This window comes from Pseudomonas sp. L13 (assembly GCF_009935965.1).
Taxonomy (GTDB): Bacteria; Pseudomonadota; Gammaproteobacteria; order Pseudomonadales; family Pseudomonadaceae; genus Aquipseudomonas; species Aquipseudomonas lactis.
This window is the reverse complement of the sequence record NZ_QODJ01000056.1, coordinates 1-18,878: the sequence shown is the minus strand read 5'-3', so window position 1 is coordinate 18,878 and position 18,878 is coordinate 1. Positions and strand designations below refer to the sequence as shown.

Below are 18,878 nucleotides of genomic sequence, written 5' to 3'. Positions count from 1 at the left end.
GTTCTGGAGAAAGTGATTTACACACGTGCAATAAGAAAACTAAGGAAGGTCACCGTGAAAAAACGCAAGTCAGGGTTAACTACCGCCATCCACACAGGCCCGGGCTATCCGCTCAAGGCGCTGAGCTGCGTGCCATACGGCGCGCTGCTGTGTTGCCTGGCAAGCCTGGGGACCGCCCAGGCTGCACCCTATGTGGAAACCGGCAAACTGGGCGACGCCGCCAGTTGGCGCAGCAATGAGTTCAAGGCCGACTGGGGCCTGGGCGCCGTACACGCCGACACCGCCTATGCGGCTGGCTATACCGGCAAGGGCGTCAAGCTGGGGATCTTCGACCAGCCGGTGTACGCCCAGCATCCGGAGTTCGCCAGCCCCGACAAGGTGGTGACGATTGTCACCGAGGGCATTCGTCAATACACCGACCCGTACATCCCGGTGAAGGCCGGCGACGCGTTCCGCTACGACGGCACACCGTCCAAGGACTCCAACGGCAAGCTGGGTAACCACGGCACCCACGTCGGTGGTATTGCGGCCGGTAACCGCGATGGCGGGCCGATGCATGGCGTAGCGTTCAACGCACAAATCCTCACTGCCGAAAATGGTGATCCGGGCCCGGAAGACGGGATTATCCTCGGCAACGACGGCGCCGTGTACAAGGCCGGTTGGGATGGGCTGGTCGCCAGTGGCGCGCGTATCATCAACAACAGCTGGGGCATCGGCATCGGTGATCAGTACGCCAAGGGCGGCCGTGATCCGGCGTTCCCCAACTTCACCGTCAACGAAGCCCAGGCGCAGTTCAATACCATCCGGCCGATCCTCGGCACCCTCGCAGGAGGCGCGTACCAAGGCGCCATCGACGCGGCCCGCAGCGGCGTGCTGACCATCTTTGCCGCAGGCAATGACTACAACCTCAACAACCCGGATGCGATTTCCGGCCTTGCGTATTTTGTGCCAGAGATCGCGCCTAACTGGCTGTCCGTCGCGGCCCTCCAGCAGAACCCGAATACTGCCAGCCCCGATCCTTACGTGATCAGTACGTTCTCCTCGCGTTGTGGCTATGCGGCGAGCTTTTGCGTGTCGGCACCCGGCACCAAGATCTACAGTTCGATCATCAACGGGACCGACCTGAGCAACCTCACCACCGACTGGGCCAACAAAAATGGCACCTCCATGGCCGCACCTCACGTGGCAGGCGCCGCAGCGGTGCTGATGGAACGCTTCCAATACATGAGCGGTGACCAGATATCCACCGTGCTCAAGACCACCGCCACCGACCTCGGCGCGCCGGGCATCGACTCGCTGTACGGCTGGGGCATGATCAACCTGGGCAAGGCGGTCAATGGCCCAGGGATGTTTATCACCGCCGAAGATATCCCGGCCGAATTGCGCATCGACGGCGCCTACGGCAGCGGCCAGTTCGTCGCGGACTTGCCGGGTGTCGGCGCGGTGGTGGATGCCGGCAAACCCACCCAGCGTGTGTGCGACGACCTGCACTGCGGTCGGGATGTGTGGAGCAACGACATCTCGGGCCATGGCGGCCTGACCAAGCAGGGCATCGGTACCTTGGTGCTCACCGGCGCTAACACCTACAGCGGGCCGACGCGGGTCAATCAGGGTTTGCTGGCGATCAACGGTTCGGTCACCTCCGACGTTACCGTGAGCCAGAGCGGCGTGGTCGGTGGTTCGGGGCGTATCGGTTCGCTGAGCGCGAACAGCGGCGGCACCGTGGCGCCGGGCAATTCCATCGGCACCTTGAACGTGGCGGGCAACGTCAACTTTGAACCGGGCTCGACCTACGCGGTAGAACTGTCGCCCACCAGCAGCGATCGCATTGTCGCGGGCGGCACGGCCACCCTCAACGGCGGCACTGTGACGCTGGCCCTGGAAAACAGCCCGACCTTGTTGAGCGCCACCCAGGCCCAAAGCCTGATCGGCCGTCAGTACAACATCCTGCAAGCGGCAGGCGGCGTCACCGGCAGCTTCGCGGCAGTGATGCCCAACTACCTGTTTGTCGGCGGCACCTTGAACTACGCCGCCAACGGTGTGCAGCTGGATGTGGCACGCACCAACAGCTTCGCCAGTGTGGCCGCCACGCCGAACCAGCGCGCCGTGGCCGCCGCCGCCGAGCAATTGGGCGCAGGCAATGGCGTGTATGAAAGCTTGCTGCTGGCGCCCACCGCCGCTTCGGCCCAAGGCGCGTTCCAGCAACTGAGCGGGGAGGTTTACCCGGCGCTGGAAACCGCACTGGTCAATGACAGCCGCTACGTGCGCGAAGCCGTGGGCGAACGCCTGCGCAACGGTGAAATGGGCGCTGCCAGCCAAGCCATCGACAGCCGTGGCAACGTGTGGGTCAAGGCACTGGGGGCATGGGGCAAGACCGACAGCCGCAACGACACGGCGGGCTATACCACCTCCATCGGCGGCATGCTCGCCGGGGTGGACGGTGCCCTTGATGAGGCCACACGCATTGGCCTGGTGGCCGGCTACAGCGACACGTCGCTGAACATGGGCAGCGGTACCCACAGCCGCGCTTCGGTCGACAGCTACCATTTCGGCGCCTATGCCGGGCATGAAATCGGCGCCTGGCGCCTGAGTGGCGGCGCGACCTACAGCTGGCACCGCGCCGATGTCAAACGTGACCTGCAATACGGCGACGTCAGCGGCAAGCAAAAGGCCAAGGTCGATGCCCATAGCACCCAGGTGTTCACCGAAGCTGCGTACCGCATCAACCTGCAGCCGCTGGCCCTGGAGCCGTTCGCCAACCTGGCCTACGTGCACCTGGCAACTGACAGCTTCAAAGAGAAGGGCGACGCCGCCGCGCTGAAAAGTGGCGACGACAGCCGTGACCTGGTGCTCAGCACCCTGGGTATGCGCGCCTTGAAGACCTTCAATATCAACGACCACCAGCAACTGGAAGTCTCCGGCACCCTGGGCTGGCAGCACAACCTAAGCAGCACCGATTCGGAGCAACACCTGGCGTTTGCCTCGGGCGGCCCTTCGTTCACGGTGGAAAGTGCGCCGATGGTGCGCGATGCGGCGTTGGTCGGGGCCCGGGTCAGCCTGGCATTGAGCAAGGATGCGCGGGTGAACTTCGACTACAACGGCCTGCTGGCCAGCAAAGAGAAGGTGCACGGCGTCGGCTTGAGCCTGGACTGGGCGTTCTAAAGCTTTGAAAAACCACTGTAGGAGCGAGCTTGCTCGCGAAAAACTCAAGTGCGCCGCGTTCCTTCAGGTAGAACGCGTCATCGTTGACGACCTTCGCGAGCAAGCTCGCTCCTACAGGTGGTAACAGATAACAGGTGTTTTGGCTTTCTCTACAAATCCAACAACAGAGAGGCACTACCAATGGGTATCTTTGACTATAAAAACCTCGGTACCGAGGACTCCAAGGCGTTGTTCGCCGATGCCATGGCGATCACGCTGTATTCCTACCACAACCTGGATAACGGCTTTGCCGTCGGCTACCAGAACAACGGCCTCGGCCTGGGGTTACCCGCCACCTTGGTCAGCGCGCTGATTGGCGGCAGCAACGCCCAAGGGGTCATCCCTGGCATCCCCTGGAACCCCGACTCGGAAAAAGCCGCCCTTGAGGCGGTGCAAGCAGCCGGCTGGACGCCTATCAGCGCCAGTACCTTAGGCTATAACGGCAAGGTCGATGAACGCGGCACCTTCTTTGGCGAAAAATTCGGCTACGGCACGGCGCAGGCCGAGGTGTTGGGCAAGTACGATGACGCGGGCAAGCTGCTGGAAGTCGGCATCAGTTTTCGCGGTACGTCGGGGCCTCGGGAAAGTGTGATCACCGACTCCATCGGCGATGTGATCAGCGACCTGCTCGCCGCCTTCGGGCCCAAGGATTATGCCAAGAACTACGCGGGCGAGGCCTTCGGTGGCTTGCTCAAGAACGTGGCGGACTACGCCACTGCCCAGGGCCTTGGCGGCAACGACGTCGTGGTCAGCGGCCACAGCCTGGGCGGCCTCGCGGTCAACAGCATGGCCGACTTGAGTGACAGCACCTGGTCGGGGTTCTATAAGGACTCCAACTACGTGGCCTACGCGTCGCCCACCCAGAGCGCCGGCGACAAGGTGCTTAACGTTGGCTACGAAAACGACCCGGTGTTCCGTGCCCTGGATGGCTCGTCATTCAACCTGTCGTCTCTGGGCGTGCACGACAAACCCCACGAATCGAGCACCGACAACATCGTCAGCTTCAACGACCACTACGCCTCATCCCTGTGGAACGTGCTGCCGTTTTCCATCGTTAACCTGCCCACCTGGGTCTCGCACTTGCCCACCGGTTACGGCGACGGCATGACCCGCATCCTCGATTCGGGCTTCTACGACCAGATGACCCGCGACTCCACGGTGATCGTCGCCAACCTGTCCGACCCGGCACGGGCCACCACTTGGGTGCAAGATCTCAACCGCAATGCCGAGGCGCACAAGGGCAATACCTTCATCATCGGCAGCGACGGCGACGACCTGATTAAAGGCGGCAGGGGCGCGGACTTTATCGAAGGCGGCAAGGGCAATGACACCATCCGCGACAGCAGCGGGCATAACACGTTTTTGTTCAGCGGGCAGTTTGGCAATGACCGGGTGATTGGCTATCAGGCGACGGACAAGCTGGTGTTCAACGACGTGGCGGGCAGCACCGATTACCGCGATCACGCCAAGGTGGTGGGCGGGGATACCGTCATTAGCTTTGGTACGGATTCGGTGACGCTGGTGGGTGTGAGCAGTCTGTCGGGGGAGGGGATAGTGATCAGCTGATATATTCGATGTGGGAGCAGGCAAGCCAGCTCCCACATTTGATGGGGTGTTGCTAGAGGATCACTTTTCCTTACGCACCGTGGCCACATCATCGGCCTTGATACGAATACGCTTGCCGGCAATATCGGTGAACTCGTAGAAGCCATCGGCCGTCTTGGCGTTGGGCGTGTCCTTGGTCAAATATTGCGTGCCGTTCTGCAAGGTCACTACGGTTTGCGTGGAGCAACCGGCCAATACCAGAAAAGTGAGTGCAACCAGTGGCAGACCCAAATTCTTCATGTTCATAACCCTTACCTTTAACCCTGAAAAGTCCCGCAGCGTCTGGCTGCGTGGCCATAAATATTACTTGATCAACCCCCTCATCAGATTGTTTTTTTGCAAAAAGTTGCAGGCGCCATTTATCTATTACTGATTGCAACAACCGTTTTGCCCCGGCACTCTGTATGCATAACCAGTATTTGATTGCTTTGCGCCATGGCCAACCCCCTCGAAGACCCCTTGTATTACCTGCATAACTTCCGCCAAGTGCTGGTGTGGTTGGGGCAACGCTATGCCGATTTGCTCGATGCGCACGAACAGCATTTCATTCAGCACTTTGACAGGTTGCCCCAGGCGTCCCAGGCGTTGTTGGTGCGGATGGTGATGCGCAAGGGCGTGCATTTTCGCGCCGCCAAGCTCCATTACCTGGAAATCGGTTGCCCTCATGCGGCGGCGGGGCCTTTGCGTGAGTTGGGATGGGTGGAGGATCGAAGCCCGCTGCCGTTTGCGACCCTGTTTGCGCTGCTGCAAAAAAGTGAACTGCTCGGCGCCTTCAAACCCTGGATCGATCAACCCAAGGGCAACAAGGCCGATTGGCTTGAACCCTTGGCCGCGCAATTTACCGAACCGCGCAGCTTTGCCCAGTGGTGCCCCGACGTGGACGATGTGCTCTATAGCCTGACCGTGATGGAGTTGTGTGATCGCCTGCGCCTGATGTTCTTCGGCAACCTGCACCAGGACTGGTCGGAGTTCGTGTTGGCAGACCTCGGCATCTACACCTATGAAAAAGTCGAGTTCTGCGCCGAGTCTCGCGGCTTACGCAGCCGTGACGATGTGCACGGGTTTCTGTTCCTGCACCAGTGCCAGCAAGCCTTTGAAGCCGGTGAGGCATTGGATACGGTGCTGGCGCAGGTCGCCACGCTGTGTACCGATAACCCCTGGCTGGAAAAGCGCCGCGCCAAGCTGCTGTTCCAGATCGGCCAGTATTGCGAACGTTGCGCCGAGCTGGCACTGGCCGAACAGATCTACCGCAATTGCTCCCATCCCGGAGCGCGGGCGCGGCTGATTCGCGTACTGGAGCGTCAGGAGGATTACGCCCAAGCCATGGCCCTGGCGAGCGAGGCGCAACAGGCCCCACACAGCGCAGCGGAACAACAACACCTGCTGCGCGTCGTGCCGCGCCTGCGTCGCAAACTTGGCGGGCCGGCGCTGCCCAGGGCCAAGCCCCAATCGGTGGCGCGCCTGGACCTGGCGCTGGTGCAGGAACCGCTGCTGTCGGTGGAATCCTGTGTGCTGGCGCACCTGAGTGAACCGGATGCGCCGGTGCATTACGTCGAGAATGGCCTGATCAATTCGCTGTTTGGCTTGCTGTGCTGGGAGGCTATTTTCGCACCGCTGCCAGGGGCGTTCTTCCACCCGTTCCAGCGCGGGCCGGCGGACTTGCACAGCGAGGACTTTTATCAGCGCCGTGAAGCCTTGTTTGCCGCGTGTTTTGCGCAACTGGAAGACGGTCGCTACAAGGCCAGCATCCGCCAACGCTACGTGGACAAATGGGGCATTCAGTCGCCGTTCGTGTTCTGGAACCTGCTCAGCGAAGAGTTGCTGGAGCAAGCCCTGGCCTGCCTGCCCGCCGAGCACTTGCGCCATTGGTTCACGCGCCTGTTGCAGGATATCCGTGCCAATCGGGCCGGGATGCCGGACCTCATCCAGTTCTGGCCGGCGCAAAATACCTATCGCATGATCGAGGTCAAGGGCCCCGGCGACCGCCTGCAAGACAACCAGTTGCGTTGGCTGGCATTCTGCGGCGAATACCAGATGCCGGTCACTGTTTGCTACGTGCGCTGGGCAGAGCAACCCGCTTGAGTTACAGCGTGGCCGTGCGGGCGCTGTGTGAGTTCACCGCTAAGGTCGGCGACCTCGACCTGCGCTTTACGCCGTCGCCCAGCGCCCAGGAAGGCATCGTCGGCCATCGTACGGTGGCGTCCCGGCGCAGTGCGCATTATCAGCATGAGGTTGCCCTTGAGGGCGACTTCCAGGAGCTCAAGGTGCGGGGCAGGGCGGACGGCTACGACCCGGACGCCAACCGCCTGGAAGAAGTCAAGACCTACCGTGGCGACCTCAGCGCCCAGCCCGCCAACCATCGGCAACTGCACTGGGCCCAGGTCAAGGTGTATGGCTGGCTGATGTGCCAGAAACTCGGGCTCGATCACATTGACCTTGCGCTGGTGTACTTCGACATCGTCGGCGAAGGCGAAACCGTGCTGAACCAGCGGTTCGATGCACCCGACCTTGAGCAGTTCTTCAATCAGCAATGCGCGCTGTTCCTGGACTGGGCCCGGCAGGAGATGCAGCATCGCGACGCACGCAACGCCGCTGCGCAGAGCCTGGCATTCCCCCATGCCGACTTCCGTACCGGGCAACGCGACCTGGCCGAGTCGGTCTACAAAGCGGTGAGTACGGGCCGGTGCCTGATGGCCCAGGCGCCCACTGGCATTGGCAAGACCATCGGCACCATTTTCCCGCTGCTCAAGGCCCTGGCGCCGCAGCAACTGGACAAGTTGTTCTTCCTCACCGCCAAGACGCCCGGGCGCAAGCTGGCGCTGGATGCCGCCCAGGTGCTGTACGACAGCAGCCCCGCGCTGTCACTGCGCGTGCTTGAGCTGGTGGCACGGGACAAGGCGTGCGAACACCTGGACAAAGCCTGCCACGGTGATTCCTGCCCATTGGCCAAGGGTTTTTACGACCGCCTGCCTGCCGCCCGCGAGGCCGCGTCCAAGGTTCGCCTGCTCGACCAGAGCAGCCTGCGCAATGTGGCGCTGGTCCATGAGGTGTGCCCGTACTACCTGAGCCAGGAAATGGCGCGCTGGAGCGACCTGATCGTCGCCGACTACAACTATTATTTCGACTTTGGCGCCATGCTGTTCGGCCTCGCCCAGCTCAACCAATGGCGCGTCGCGGTGCTGGTGGACGAGGCGCACAACCTGGTCGAACGGGCACGCTCGATGTACAGCGCCAGCCTGGACCAGTACAGCCTCAAGACCTTGCGCGATAGCGCGCCTGAGACACTGAAGAAACCCTTGCAACGCTTGAACCGCGAGTGGAATGCGTTGCACAAGGACCAACTCGCGCCGTATCAGGCATACGCGGCCAAACCGGAGAAACTGCTCCAGGCCCTGAGCCTGTGCACCAGCGCCATGGGCGACTACTTCAACGACCACCCCGAAGCCCTCAACGGTGACTTGCAAGCCTTCTACTTCGACGCGCTGCAATGGGCCAAAGTGGCCGAGCTGTTCAATGAGCACTTTATCTTCGATATCACCAAGCGCTCGTTCAGCGGCAAGCGCAGCAGCTCGACGCTGTGCCTGCGCAACGTGGTGCCGGCCGAGTTCGTCCGGCCCAGGCTGACTGCCGCACGCAGCTGCGTGCTGTTTTCTGCGACCCTGAGCCCGCGCCATTATTACGCGGATTTGCTGGGCCTGCCGGCGGATACGGCCTGGGTTGATGTGGCGTCACCGTTCAAGGCCGAGCAATTACAGGTCAGCATCGTTGACCGCATCTCTACGCGGTTTGTGCATCGCCAGGCGTCGCTGGAACCCATTGTGGAACTGCTCGCTCGGCAATTCGCCGCGCAACCGGGTAACTACCTGGCGTTTTTCTCAAGCTTCGATTACCTGCAACAGGTGGCCCAGTTAATGGCCGAACGGCACCCGCAGATTGAGTTGTGGTTGCAGGCGCGGGGCATGGCCGAGGCCGAGCGCCAAGCCTTTTTGGACCAGTTCACCCACCACAGCCAGGGCATTGGCTTTGCGGTGCTGGGCGGTGCGTTTGGCGAAGGTATCGACCTGCCCGGAGCGCGCCTGATCGGTGCCTTTATCGCCACCCTGGGTTTGCCGCAGCTCAACCCGGTGAATGAACAGATCAAGGCACGTATGGGCGCGGTCTTCGGCGCGGGGTATGACTACACCTACCTGTATCCCGGTATTCAGAAAGTGGTGCAGGCAGCGGGGAGGGTGATCCGCAGCCAGCAGGATCGTGGGGTGGTAATGCTGATCGACGACCGCTTTGGCGAGTCGCGGGTACGCCAGTTGCTCCCGCGCTGGTGGGCGATCAACCCCCTGTAGGAGCGAGCTTGCTCGCGAAGAACTCACCGGCACCGCGTTTATTCAGGAAGCCCGCGTTATCGTTGACGTTTTTCGCGAGCAAGCTCGCTCCTACACCACTTCCAGGTAGGAGCTTTGTATCTCCCGCGCCAACTCACGCACGGTGTCGATGAATTCTGTCAGCCGAGTGTGCAGCCCATCTTCCAGAATCTCATCAATTCCGGTGTACCGCAGCCGCGCCTCGAACTCCGCCGCCAGGCGTTGCGCTGTGCGCCCATAACTGCCGGGCAGGTCGGCCAGGATGTGGCTCAACTCCTCGATGCAGGCATGCAGCGAACGTGGCACATCGCTGCGCAACAGCAGCAACTCGGATACCGAGCGTGCATTCAAGGCATTCGGATACAGCTCGGTATACGCCTCGAACGACGACAACGCACGCAGCAGGGCGCTCCACTGGTAATAACCGCGTGCCGACAGGTCGCTGACTTCTTCGGACTCTTCGCCAAACATCTCATAGCGCGCGTCCAACAGGCGCAAGGTGTTGTCCGCACGTTCGACAAAGGTGCCCAGGCGAATGAAGCGGTAGGCGTCATTGCGCATGATGGTGCCCGAGGTTGCGCCACGAAACAGGTGCGAGCGCTGCTTGACCCAATCACAGAAGTGGCTGATGCCGTGTCGCGCCAGGCCACCGGCGGCGATGCTGCGCATTTCCAGCCAGGTGGCATTGAGGTTTTCCCACATGTCGGCGGTAATGCGCCCGCGTACCGCATGGGCATTGCCTCGGGCGGCGCGCAGGCAGTTGTAGATGCTGGCCGGGTTTTCTTCGTCGAGGGCGAAGAAGTGCAGCATGCGCTCGGCATCCAGGGTTTGGTGCCGTTCCAGGTAGCTGTCCAGGGTGCCGCTGCTGAGCAACGACATCGCCAGTTCATCCAGGCCATCACTGCGCCCGGCCTGGGGCATCAAGGACAGCGAATAGCTGACTTCCAGCATGCGTGCCAGGTTCTCGGCGCGTTCCAGGTAGCGCGACATCCAATACAGATCTGCAGCCGTTCTACTCAGCATACTCAGCCCTCCACCACCCAGGTGTCCTTGGTTCCGCCGCCTTGCGACGAGTTGACGACCAGCGAGCCTTCCTTCAGCGCAACGCGGGTCAAGCCACCGGGCACCAGGCGGGTTTCCTTGCCCGAGAGCACGAAGGGCCGCAGGTCGATGTGCCGGGGCGCGATGCCGTTTTCGACAAAGGTCGGGCAGGTGGACAGGCTCAGGGTCGGTTGGGCGATATACGCATGGGGGCGGGCCTTGATGCGCAGGCGGAAGTCCTCGATCTCGGCGGCCGTCGACGCCGGGCCCACCAGCATGCCGTAGCCGCCGGAGCCCTGGGTTTCCTTGACCACCAATTGCTCAAGGTTGGCCAGCACATGGGACAGTTCATCGGGCTTGCGGCATTGGAAGGTCGGCACGTTCTGCAGGATCGGTTCCTCGTCCAGGTAGAAGCGGATCATCGCCGGAACATAGGGGTAGATCGACTTGTCGTCAGCCACCCCGGTGCCGATGGCGTTGGCCAGCACCACATTGCCGGCGCAGTAAGCCGCCACCAGCCCGGGCACGCCGAGCATCGACTCGGGGTTGAACGCCTGGGGGTCGAGGAAAGCGTCGTCGATGCGCCGGTAGATCACGTCCACGGCCTTAGGGCCGTCGGTGGTGCGCATGAACACCTTGAGGTCCTGCACGAACAGATCGGCGCCTTCCACCAGTTCCACGCCCATTTCCCGGGCAAGGAACGCGTGTTCGAAGAAGGCGCTGTTGAAGCGTCCGGGGGTCAGGACGACCGCGTTGGGGTTGTCCAGGCGGCTGGAACTCTTCAAGGTCTTGAGCAGCAGGTTAGGGTAATGATCCACCGGCGCAATGCGCTGCTTGGCGAACACTTCCGGGAACAGGCGCATCATCATCTTGCGGTCTTCGAGCATGTAGCTCACGCCGCTGGGAGTGCGCAGGTTGTCTTCCAGCACGTAGTAGGTACCGTCGCCGTCGCGCACCAGGTCGACGCCGGAGATGTGCGAGTAGATGCCACGGTGCAGGTCAAGACCGACCATGGCTTTCTGATAGCCCTCATTGCCCAGGACCTGGTCGGCGGGAATGATCCCGGCCTTGATGATGCGCTGGTCGTGGTAGATGTCGGCGAGGAACATGTTCAATGCATTGACCCGCTGGATGCAGCCGCGCTCGATCAGGCTCCATTCAGTGGCGGGGATGCTGCGGGGAATGATGTCGAAGGGAATCAGGCGTTCGGTGTCTTGCTCGTCGCCATACAGGGTGAAGGTGATCCCGGCGCGGTGGAACAGCAGGTCCGCTTCACGGCGACGCTGGGCCAGCAGTTCCGGCGGCGTATTGGCCAGCCAGCGAGAGAAGTCCTGATAGTGCGCACGGCATACGCCGTTTGCGTCATTCATTTCATCAAAGAAAGATCGAGCCATTCCAGTACCTTGTCAGTGCCCAGTGTGGCTTGGGGTGGCACTGCCGCTTAAAAAACGCATGTTTTTATGAGCCCGTGGCTGAAGGTGCCAACAGACCTGGTCCTTACTTTCTTATGGGGGCGGCTCTGGGTCGGGGGGTAACGCATGCTCCTGTTTTCGGGGTGGTGAATGGATAAAGCAATGCCTGTGCCGGAATGCCTTTAATCCCCTGTAGGAGCGAGCTTGCTCGCGAAAAACTCACCGGCAGCGCGTTTAATCAGGCAGCCCGCGTTAGCGTTGACGTTTTTCGCGAGCAAGCTCGCTCCTACAGAGGGCGGCGGTCGCCCTGAATTGGTGCACTAACCTACTTGAACTTCACAAGGCCCCGATTCTTCTAAGGAGTTTCGTCACCTTGTGGAGCACCGTCGTGTCCAGAATCATCTCACCCCACACTCCGGAAGCGGCCCTGAACGACCACAGCGAACACAACGCAAAGATTTTCGGCTCGCCCAAGGACCGCCTCGACTTTTACCGGCGCGAGATCCAGTACGAAACCAGCATCCTGGCCAACCGCACCGACGCCTACCTGACTGCGCAATCCTTCTTGGTGATTGCCTTTGTCTCCGGCATGGGCAACCTCAACCCGGAATGGGGCAAGCTGTTCACGCTGGTGGTGCCGATCTTCCTGGTTGCGCTGGGTATTCTCAGTTCGCTGAATGCCTGGCCAGGTATCCGTGCGGCGTATGAAATCATCGACCACTGGCACTACAAGCAAAGCGAATTGCTGCGCAGCGAGCCGGTGATGGGCATGGCCTACGATGAATCGCCGCTGTTTTCCGAGGTGGAGTCGAGCCACAAGGGCTATCGCAAGTCGCTGTTGTTTTCCATGCGTGCGCCATGGCTGTTCATGGTGTTCTGGCTGGTGTTGGGCATCTATGCGTTCTATATCCAAGTGGACAACCCGCTGCGCTGAGCAAGCGAACGGAACTTCAGCCGTGGCCATGACGCCTTACCTCTATGCGGTACAGATTTTTCACCGGCCTGCAAAGAGGTGCCTCATGACCCAACCTAACGATCCACAGACTAACAATCGCAACGACCCCGCGATCGACGGCGGCGAGCCTGCCCCTGGCACCGCCGCCGATGCGCCCAAGGATCCAACGCCTGCGAAGGACCCAAAGGCCAAGGAAAACGACTACAGTCCAGACTTCAAGCCTGAGCGCGAGCACAAGCCTGAAACCGATGCCGACATCGATACCCAAGGCGGTTAGAGGAGAAGCTCATGTCAAAAGAACTGGACGAAGAACTCAACGATCCCGGCAACGAGGACCCGGGTTCGCTGATGGACGATGCCGAAGTGCCGCTGAACGACCTGGATGAAGCGGCGGACGTCGGCAATACTGAAAATCAGGACTGATCCGGCGGCGGGCCCGAGGGGTTACTGAGCTTGAAGTAGACGTCTTCCTCGGCCCCGCCGTCCAGCGACAGCTCCTGGCCCACGACGCGGTTATCGATCAGCGTCTGCGCCTGGTCGCGGCTGATATTGACCACGGTGCTGCGCTTGCCGGTGATCACATACACCACATCCACTCCATGCTCGGCCAAGGCTGCCAGGTAGTCGGCATGGGGCAGGTCTTCGCCCAGTTCATATTGACGTTGCTCGCGTGTGGTCACGCCGCCTGCCTGCGCCAGGTATTGCTGCGAATATCCCAGGCGTTGGCGTTCCTCAAGCAATCGTTGGGCGATCTTTTTCATTGGCTGACTCGTACTGTGGGGCCTGACTGTTTGAAACCCCGGCGCGGTGCAGGATTCAATTTTTTTGCGCAGCCTGACGCTCATACCACGCCAGCATCGGCTGGGTACTCAGGCCATGCACCAGGATGCTCAACGCGATGACCGACAGCGTCAGGTTGACCGCCACCTCGCTGCTGGTGCCCACCAGCCCATGGTTGAGCGCATAGAACAGGTAGTAAATGCTGCCGATACCACGAATGCCGAACCAACTGACCAGGCTGCGTTGCCGCCGGTCCAGCAGGCGGCCCCACGGCATGGCGAATACGCTGGCGGGGCGAATGACACAGAACAGCAGCGGCGCTACCGCCAACGCGGCCCACTCCCAGTGGCTGATCAGCACGATGCCCAACACCGTCACCAGGAACACTTCCATGGCCCTCTCCACCAGGCTGCCGAAGGCCAGCATATCGCCCATCATCACGCCTGCCGCGATCTGGGTGTCTTTCAGGTGGCTGACGTCGCCATGCAAGGCTTGCTCAGGTTCGATTTCAAGGTGGCCCACCACCGGTTGCGCCAGGTGCTCGGCGGGTGTCTGGGCATTACCGGTGGACTTCACCTCGGCCTGACGCAACCCCAGGCCCGCCGCGAATACCGACAGGAAGCCATAACCGCCCACGGCTTCGGCGCTCACATAGGCGAGGGCGATCAATGCCAGCGTCAGGTAATCATTGGGCGACAGGGTGCTGTCGGCATTGATAAGCCTCAGGCGCAACGTCACGCGGCCGATACCTCGTCCCATCCAGTAGCCGATCAATAGCCCGACCGGCACCGCCCACACCAGGTTTTTCAGCACCCAACCGCCGACCCAGTCGCCATCGAAGCCGCCGTGTTGCATGAACAGCAGGCCGAAGATTACAAACGGAAAGGCGCTGCCATCGTTCAGCCCCGCTTCGCCGGACAGGCCGAAGCGCAGCGCGTCGTAGTCCTGGGCATTGTTGACCTGAACCAGGCCCGCCAGCACCGGGTCGGTCGGCGCCAAAATCGCGCCCACCAGCAATGACACGCCCCACGACAGATCCAGCAGGTAATGCAGCAACAGCCCGGTACCGAGGATGGTCTGCAGCATGACCGGGCCGGCCAGGCCGAAGGCGATGCGCCAGGTGCGATGCTTGAGCGGCAGACGCAGTTTCAAACCGCTGACAAACAGCGAAAACAGCACCGCCACTTCGGTCAGATGCTCCATCCAGCGCGCCGAACCCTTGATGTCCAGATGCAGGAGGTCCACACCCAGGGGGCCGATGGCGATACCCAGCAACAGGCACACCGCCGAGGTGGTGACTGGCATCCAGCGCAGGTAGGAGGAGGTGAGGGCGAGCGTGAGCAGCACGGCGCCCAATACGGCCAACCATAGAATGAAAGTCATTGTGCGTGCACTCGGCCGTGGTTCATTCAGGTTGGAGGGCCGTGGCCAAGTGCGGGTTCAAACAATCAACGGCTTGAAGTGGCAATCTGTGAGAGCGGGCTTGCTCGCGAATGCGGTATACCTTTCAACATAGTCGATGACTGACACCCTGTATTCGCGAGCAAGCCCGCTCCCACATAGGACTATGTTTGGCCATGACACGCCCTTGGCATGGCACCTTAGCGATCCCCCAGCGGTGGCAAGCGCCGTTTCACCGGGGTTTTCTTCACAATCGCAGTATTGGTTTCGGCATACCCATTGATCCGGTCCAGCAGGCTGTCCAACTGATCCATGGTGCGCACATGCAGGCGGGCGATGAAGCAGTCCTCGCCGGTGACCTTGTCGCACTCGGTGAACTCGGGGATCGCCTGGATCTGGCGCTCCACTTCCTGCAATTTTCCGGGCAGAGGGCGGATGCGCACGATGGCTTGCAGCAGGTAGCCGAAATGCTTGGGGTCGATGTCGACGGTGTAGTGGGTCAGCACGCCGCGTTCTTCCAGGCGCCGCAGGCGTTCGCTGACGCTGGGCGAGGACAGCCCGGTGATGCCTGCCAGGGCTTTGAGGGACAGCCGCGAGTCGTCCATCAAGGCGGCGATCAATTGCTGGTCGATGGTGTCGATCATGGTCTGTGCCTAATAAGAAAAGGTAATTTCGGGGTTTTGCCTTTTTTAGACGCTGTAGCCGTCGCGGACAGATTGCCATACTGGAGCCTCACTTGAGGAGCCTCAATCATGGATTCATCCCTCCGTCGCGGGTCGTGGGAAATGGTCGCCGCCATGCTGATCTCGGGCAGCATTGGCTGGTTTGTGCTGGTGTCTGGCGTGTCGGTGATCGAGGTGGTGTTCTGGCGCTGTGTGATCGGCGCGCTGACACTGGTACTGGTGTGCGCCTGGCTGGGTTACCTGCGTGTAGACCTGCTCAGCCGGGCGAAACTGGGGCTGGCCGTGCTCAGCGGCGTGGCCATTGTCGGCAACTGGCTGCTGCTGTTTGAATCCTATTCCCGGGCATCCATCGCTATCAGCACCGCGGTGTACAACGTGCAGCCGTTTATGTTGGTGATGCTGGCGGCGGTGTTTCTCGGTGAAAAGATCACCGTGCAGAAACTCGCGTGGTTGAGCGTGGCGTTCCTGGGCATGTTGGCGATTGTCACCGCCCATGGCGAGCAAACGGGTGGCGGTGATTATCTGGTAGGCATCGCGCTGGCCCTGGGGGCGGCATTTTTGTATGCGATCGCTGCGCTGATCATCAAGCGCCTCAAGGAAATACCGCCGCATTTGATGGCGTTGATCCAGGTGGCCACTGGTGCGGTACTTCTGGCGCCGCTGGTGCCTTGGAATGGCCTGCCGGCCTCCACCACGACGTGGGCTGCCTTGGTCACCTTGGGGATGGTGCACACGGGTTTGATGTATGTACTGCTGTATGGCGCGATCCAGAAACTGCCGACCGCCATTACCGGCGCACTGTCGTTCATCTACCCGATTGCGGCGATCTTTGTGGATTGGATTGCGTTTGGGCATCGCCTGGGGTGGCTGCAATGGCTGGGTGTGGCGGCGATTCTGCTGGCAGCGGCGGGGTTGCAGCGGGGCTGGTGGTGGCCCCGCAACCTGCGTAGGAGCGAGCTTGCTCGCGAAGAAGGCTAACGATGACGCAGCGCATCGGGTTAAAACGCGGCGTTCTCTGGTTTTTCGCGAGCAAGCTCGCTCCTACAAAGGCGGTCAGTGCGTGCCTTGGTAGATAAGGTTTTCCGGGTTGAAATGCTCCACCGCGCTGCCAGGCTGCGGCAGGCCGAGGATATGCCCCTTGATCTTGCCCACCACGTGCATCTCGCAGGGTTTGCAGTCGAACTTCAGGGTCAGCACTTCGTCGCCGTGGATCAACTGCATCGGCGCCACCTTGGTCTTCACCCCGGTCACACCCTTGGCTTGTTTAGGGCAGAGGTTGAACGAGAAACGCAGGCAGTGCTTGGTGATCATCACCGGCACTTCGCCGGTTTCTTCGTGGGCTTCGAAGGCCGCGTCGATCAGCTTCACACCGTGACGGTGGTAGAAGTCCCGGGCCTTCTGGTTGTAGACGTTGGCCAGGAACGACAGGTGCGCCTCAGGGTAAACCGGCGGCGGCGAAGTTTCAGCCTTGCGCCCGCCCCGTGGGTGCGCGGCGACGCGTGCGGCAGTCAGCGCTTCGATCACTTCACGGCGCAAGGCCTTGAGCTGCGAGTTGGGGATGAAGAACGCCTGCGGCGCATCCAGCTCGATGCGGGTGGCATGGTATTCGGTGGTGCCCAGCTGGCCGAGCAGGTCGCGCAGGGTGTCCAACGCCTGTTCCGGCTTGTTGGCCACGCCAAACGGGCCGGGCAGGGTGACGCCGGCGCTGATGCCTTCTTCGCTGGTCGCGGTGATTTGCAGCTGCTCTTCACGCAGGCGCGCGACCCATGACAAGCCGATGCGGCGCTCGGCCGAGGTCTTGAGCAGGGCCTGTTGCCAGTTGTGGTCCAGGTTGCGATTGAGCGGGTGATGCGGGCGCAGTTGATGCAGGCCGGCCGGCATTTCGTTGGGCTCGACGCGGTAGCGGTAGCGCTTCTCACCGTCTTCCTCGAACTCACCCTTGGGCTCAGCGATGTTGGCGCGAAAGCCCACCACTTCACGCTTGATCAGCACATTCAGGCCGTCGCCGTTGGACAGTGGCTCATGGGTGATCACCTGCAAGTCGCGCTTGCCGGCTTTTTCCACGGTGCCCACGGGCAGGCCGGTGAAGGTCGGGGTGTCAAAGGCGCCGATGTCGATCTTGCGGTCGCTGACAAAGTAATCGGTGCTGCCACGGTGGAAGGTTTTTTCCGGGTCGGGCAGGAAGAAGTGCGCGGTACGGCCGCTGGACGCGCGGGCCAGGTCCGGGCGGTCTTCGAGGATCTCGTCGAGGCGCTGGCGGTAGTAGGCGGTGATGTTCTTCACATAGCCCATGTCCTTGTAGCGGCCTTCGATCTTGAACGAACGCACGCCCGCTTCGACCAAGGCGCGCAGGTTGGCGCTCTGGTTGTTGTCTTTCATCGACAACAGGTGCTTTTCAAAAGCAACCACGCGGCCTTGGTCATCTTTCAAGGTGTACGGCAGGCGGCAGGCCTGGGAGCAGTCGCCACGGTTGGCGCTGCGGCCATTTTGGGCGTGGGAGATATTGCACTGCCCGGAGAATGCCACGCACAGGGCGCCGTGGATAAAGAACTCAATGGCGGCATCGGTCTCGTCGGCAATGGCGCGGATCTCTTGCAGGTTCAACTCGCGGGCCAGTACCAACTGCGAGAAACCGGCCTGGTCGAGAAACCTGGCCCGGCCCAGGGTGCGGATGTCGGTCTGGGTGCTGGCGTGCAGCTCGATCGGCGGAATATCCAGCTCCATCACGCCCAGGTCTTGCACGATCAACGCATCGACACCGGCATCGTAGAGCTGATGGATCAGCTTGCGCGCGGGCTCCAGCTCGTTGTCATGCAGAATGGTGTTGATGGTGGTGAAGACGCGGGCGTGGTAACGGCGGGCGAACTCCACCAGCTGAGCGATATCGCTCACCTCGTTACACGCATTATGGCGGGCGCCGAAGCTCGGCCCGCCGATATAAACGGCGTCGGCGCCGTGCAGGATAGCCTCGCGCGCAATGGCGACATCGCGGGCAGGGCTGAGCAATTCCAGGTGATGCTTGGGCAAGGACATAGTTTTTTTAGTCAGGCTTGTCACGGTTGAGGCGCGCATTGTAGCCGTGAAATGCCTGGGCGGCATCTACCGCAGGGCTGTCGGGCCTAATGCAAGTCTATTAAGCGAACGCGATGCTCAACGCAACGAAGACCGAATGTGGGAGCTGGCTTGCCTGCGATAGCCATAGGTATCTACACAATTTTGGTGCGACGCTGAACCTGTGGCGAGGGAGCTTGCTCCCGTGACGGCCTGACAGCCGACGCTGTTCTAACTAACGCACCGCTATCCAAGTGTGGGAGCGGGCTTGCTCGCGAAGGCGGCCTGGCAGTCAACACAGTTGGATGGGGTGTATATCCATTCCTGCGGTAACGGCCACTTAGGGTTCCGCTTTTACAGCGGGTCACTTTTGGAAAAGAGCCCCAAAAGT

15 protein-coding genes are annotated in these 18,878 nt (G+C 61.3%); 8 read left to right on the top strand and 7 right to left on the bottom strand.

Annotated elements, in window-relative coordinates; translation table 11 throughout:
- Positions 1–54 precede the first annotated feature (54 nt).
- Positions 55–3,162: an autotransporter domain-containing protein gene (locus DK871_RS22880; protein ID WP_161906732.1), complete on the top strand. Its 3,108-nt coding sequence runs from the start codon at positions 55–57 to the stop codon at positions 3,160–3,162.
- A gap of 180 nt (positions 3,163–3,342) precedes the next feature.
- A complete protein-coding gene (locus DK871_RS22875; RefSeq protein ID WP_161906731.1) occupies positions 3,343–4,767 on the top strand; it encodes a lipase in 1,425 nt (474 codons plus the stop codon).
- A 60-nt stretch (positions 4,768–4,827) separates the two neighbouring features.
- On the opposite strand, the gene DK871_RS22870 is transcribed toward DK871_RS22875, so the two are convergent.
- Complete coding sequence (locus DK871_RS22870) at positions 4,828–5,052, bottom strand: YgdI/YgdR family lipoprotein (protein WP_003191162.1); 225 nt, start codon at positions 5,050–5,052, stop codon at positions 4,828–4,830.
- Between the two features lie 189 nt (positions 5,053–5,241).
- Between DK871_RS22870 and DK871_RS22865 the strand changes: the two genes are divergently transcribed.
- A complete protein-coding gene (locus DK871_RS22865; RefSeq protein WP_161906730.1) occupies positions 5,242–6,888 on the top strand; it encodes a VRR-NUC domain-containing protein in 1,647 nt (548 codons plus the stop codon).
- Positions 6,885–9,146: an ATP-dependent DNA helicase gene (locus DK871_RS22860; protein ID WP_161906729.1), complete on the top strand. Its 2,262-nt coding sequence runs from the start codon at positions 6,885–6,887 to the stop codon at positions 9,144–9,146. Before DK871_RS22865 ends, DK871_RS22860 begins: the two co-directional genes overlap by 4 nt.
- A 90-nt stretch (positions 9,147–9,236) precedes the next feature.
- On the opposite strand, the gene DK871_RS22855 is transcribed toward DK871_RS22860, so the two are convergent.
- The gene (locus DK871_RS22855; protein ID WP_161906728.1) at positions 9,237–10,187 is read right to left on the bottom strand and encodes an alpha-E domain-containing protein; all 951 of its coding nucleotides are present in this window, start codon (positions 10,185–10,187) and stop codon (positions 9,237–9,239) included.
- A 2-nt stretch (positions 10,188–10,189) separates the two neighbouring features.
- Positions 10,190–11,599: a circularly permuted type 2 ATP-grasp protein gene (locus DK871_RS22850; protein WP_161906727.1), complete on the bottom strand. Its 1,410-nt coding sequence runs from the start codon at positions 11,597–11,599 to the stop codon at positions 10,190–10,192.
- A gap of 406 nt (positions 11,600–12,005) precedes the next feature.
- Here DK871_RS22850 and DK871_RS22845 point away from each other — a divergent pair, with 406 nt between their 5' ends.
- The 3 genes from DK871_RS22845 to DK871_RS29325 all read left to right on the top strand — a co-directional run bounded on the left by DK871_RS22845 (position 12,006) and on the right by DK871_RS29325 (position 12,995).
- Positions 12,006–12,551, top strand: coding sequence for a hypothetical protein (locus DK871_RS22845; protein ID WP_161906726.1), 546 nt, complete (start codon positions 12,006–12,008; stop codon positions 12,549–12,551).
- An 85-nt stretch (positions 12,552–12,636) separates the two neighbouring features.
- Positions 12,637–12,849 (top strand): hypothetical protein, encoded by a 213-nt coding sequence (locus tag DK871_RS22840; RefSeq protein ID WP_161906725.1) that lies wholly within the window; start codon positions 12,637–12,639, stop codon positions 12,847–12,849.
- Between the two features lie 11 nt (positions 12,850–12,860).
- Positions 12,861–12,995 (top strand): hypothetical protein, encoded by a 135-nt coding sequence (locus tag DK871_RS29325; RefSeq protein WP_003191171.1) that lies wholly within the window; start codon positions 12,861–12,863, stop codon positions 12,993–12,995.
- On the opposite strand, the gene DK871_RS22835 is transcribed toward DK871_RS29325, so the two are convergent.
- The 3 genes from DK871_RS22835 to DK871_RS22825 form a co-directional block, all read right to left on the bottom strand.
- Positions 12,986–13,333, bottom strand: a complete 348-nt coding sequence (locus DK871_RS22835) for a helix-turn-helix domain-containing protein (protein ID WP_161906724.1) — start codon at positions 13,331–13,333, stop codon at positions 12,986–12,988. The genes DK871_RS29325 and DK871_RS22835 overlap by 10 nt on opposite strands.
- A 55-nt stretch (positions 13,334–13,388) precedes the next feature.
- A complete protein-coding gene (locus DK871_RS22830; RefSeq protein ID WP_161906723.1) occupies positions 13,389–14,735 on the bottom strand; it encodes a sodium:proton antiporter in 1,347 nt (448 codons plus the stop codon).
- Positions 14,736–14,953: 218 nt separating this feature from the next.
- A complete protein-coding gene (locus tag DK871_RS22825; RefSeq protein WP_032897385.1) occupies positions 14,954–15,397 on the bottom strand; it encodes an Lrp/AsnC family transcriptional regulator in 444 nt (147 codons plus the stop codon).
- A gap of 108 nt (positions 15,398–15,505) precedes the next feature.
- Between DK871_RS22825 and DK871_RS22820 the strand changes: the two genes are divergently transcribed.
- On the top strand, positions 15,506–16,414 hold the full coding sequence (locus DK871_RS22820) for a DMT family transporter (RefSeq protein WP_161906722.1): 909 nt from the start codon (positions 15,506–15,508) through the stop codon (positions 16,412–16,414).
- A gap of 75 nt (positions 16,415–16,489) precedes the next feature.
- Here DK871_RS22820 and DK871_RS22815 read toward each other — a convergent pair whose 3' ends face one another.
- Positions 16,490–18,469, bottom strand: a complete 1,980-nt coding sequence (locus DK871_RS22815; protein ID WP_161906721.1) for a U32 family peptidase — start codon at positions 18,467–18,469, stop codon at positions 16,490–16,492.
- Positions 18,470–18,878: the final 409 nt, after the last annotated feature.

What these genes read in the sequence shown, in the direction of transcription:
- DK871_RS22875 (WP_161906731.1), top strand. Translation starts at nt 3,343, where the DNA reads ATGGGTATCTTTGACTATAAAAACCTCGGTACCGAGGACTCCAAGGCG.
- DK871_RS22870 (WP_003191162.1), bottom strand. Translation starts at nt 5,052, where the DNA reads ATGAACATGAAGAATTTGGGTCTGCCACTGGTTGCACTCACTTTTCTG.
- DK871_RS22865 (WP_161906730.1), top strand. Translation starts at nt 5,242, where the DNA reads ATGGCCAACCCCCTCGAAGACCCCTTGTATTACCTGCATAACTTCCGC.
- DK871_RS22855 (WP_161906728.1), bottom strand. Translation starts at nt 10,187, where the DNA reads ATGCTGAGTAGAACGGCTGCAGATCTGTATTGGATGTCGCGCTACCTG.
- DK871_RS22850 (WP_161906727.1), bottom strand. Translation starts at nt 11,599, where the DNA reads ATGGCTCGATCTTTCTTTGATGAAATGAATGACGCAAACGGCGTATGC.
- DK871_RS22840 (WP_161906725.1), top strand. Translation starts at nt 12,637, where the DNA reads ATGACCCAACCTAACGATCCACAGACTAACAATCGCAACGACCCCGCG.
- DK871_RS29325 (WP_003191171.1), top strand. Translation starts at nt 12,861, where the DNA reads ATGTCAAAAGAACTGGACGAAGAACTCAACGATCCCGGCAACGAGGAC.
- DK871_RS22835 (WP_161906724.1), bottom strand. Translation starts at nt 13,333, where the DNA reads ATGAAAAAGATCGCCCAACGATTGCTTGAGGAACGCCAACGCCTGGGA.
- DK871_RS22830 (WP_161906723.1), bottom strand. Translation starts at nt 14,735, where the DNA reads ATGACTTTCATTCTATGGTTGGCCGTATTGGGCGCCGTGCTGCTCACG.
- DK871_RS22825 (WP_032897385.1), bottom strand. Translation starts at nt 15,397, where the DNA reads ATGATCGACACCATCGACCAGCAATTGATCGCCGCCTTGATGGACGAC.
- DK871_RS22820 (WP_161906722.1), top strand. Translation starts at nt 15,506, where the DNA reads ATGGATTCATCCCTCCGTCGCGGGTCGTGGGAAATGGTCGCCGCCATG.
- DK871_RS22815 (WP_161906721.1), bottom strand. Translation starts at nt 18,469, where the DNA reads ATGTCCTTGCCCAAGCATCACCTGGAATTGCTCAGCCCTGCCCGCGAT.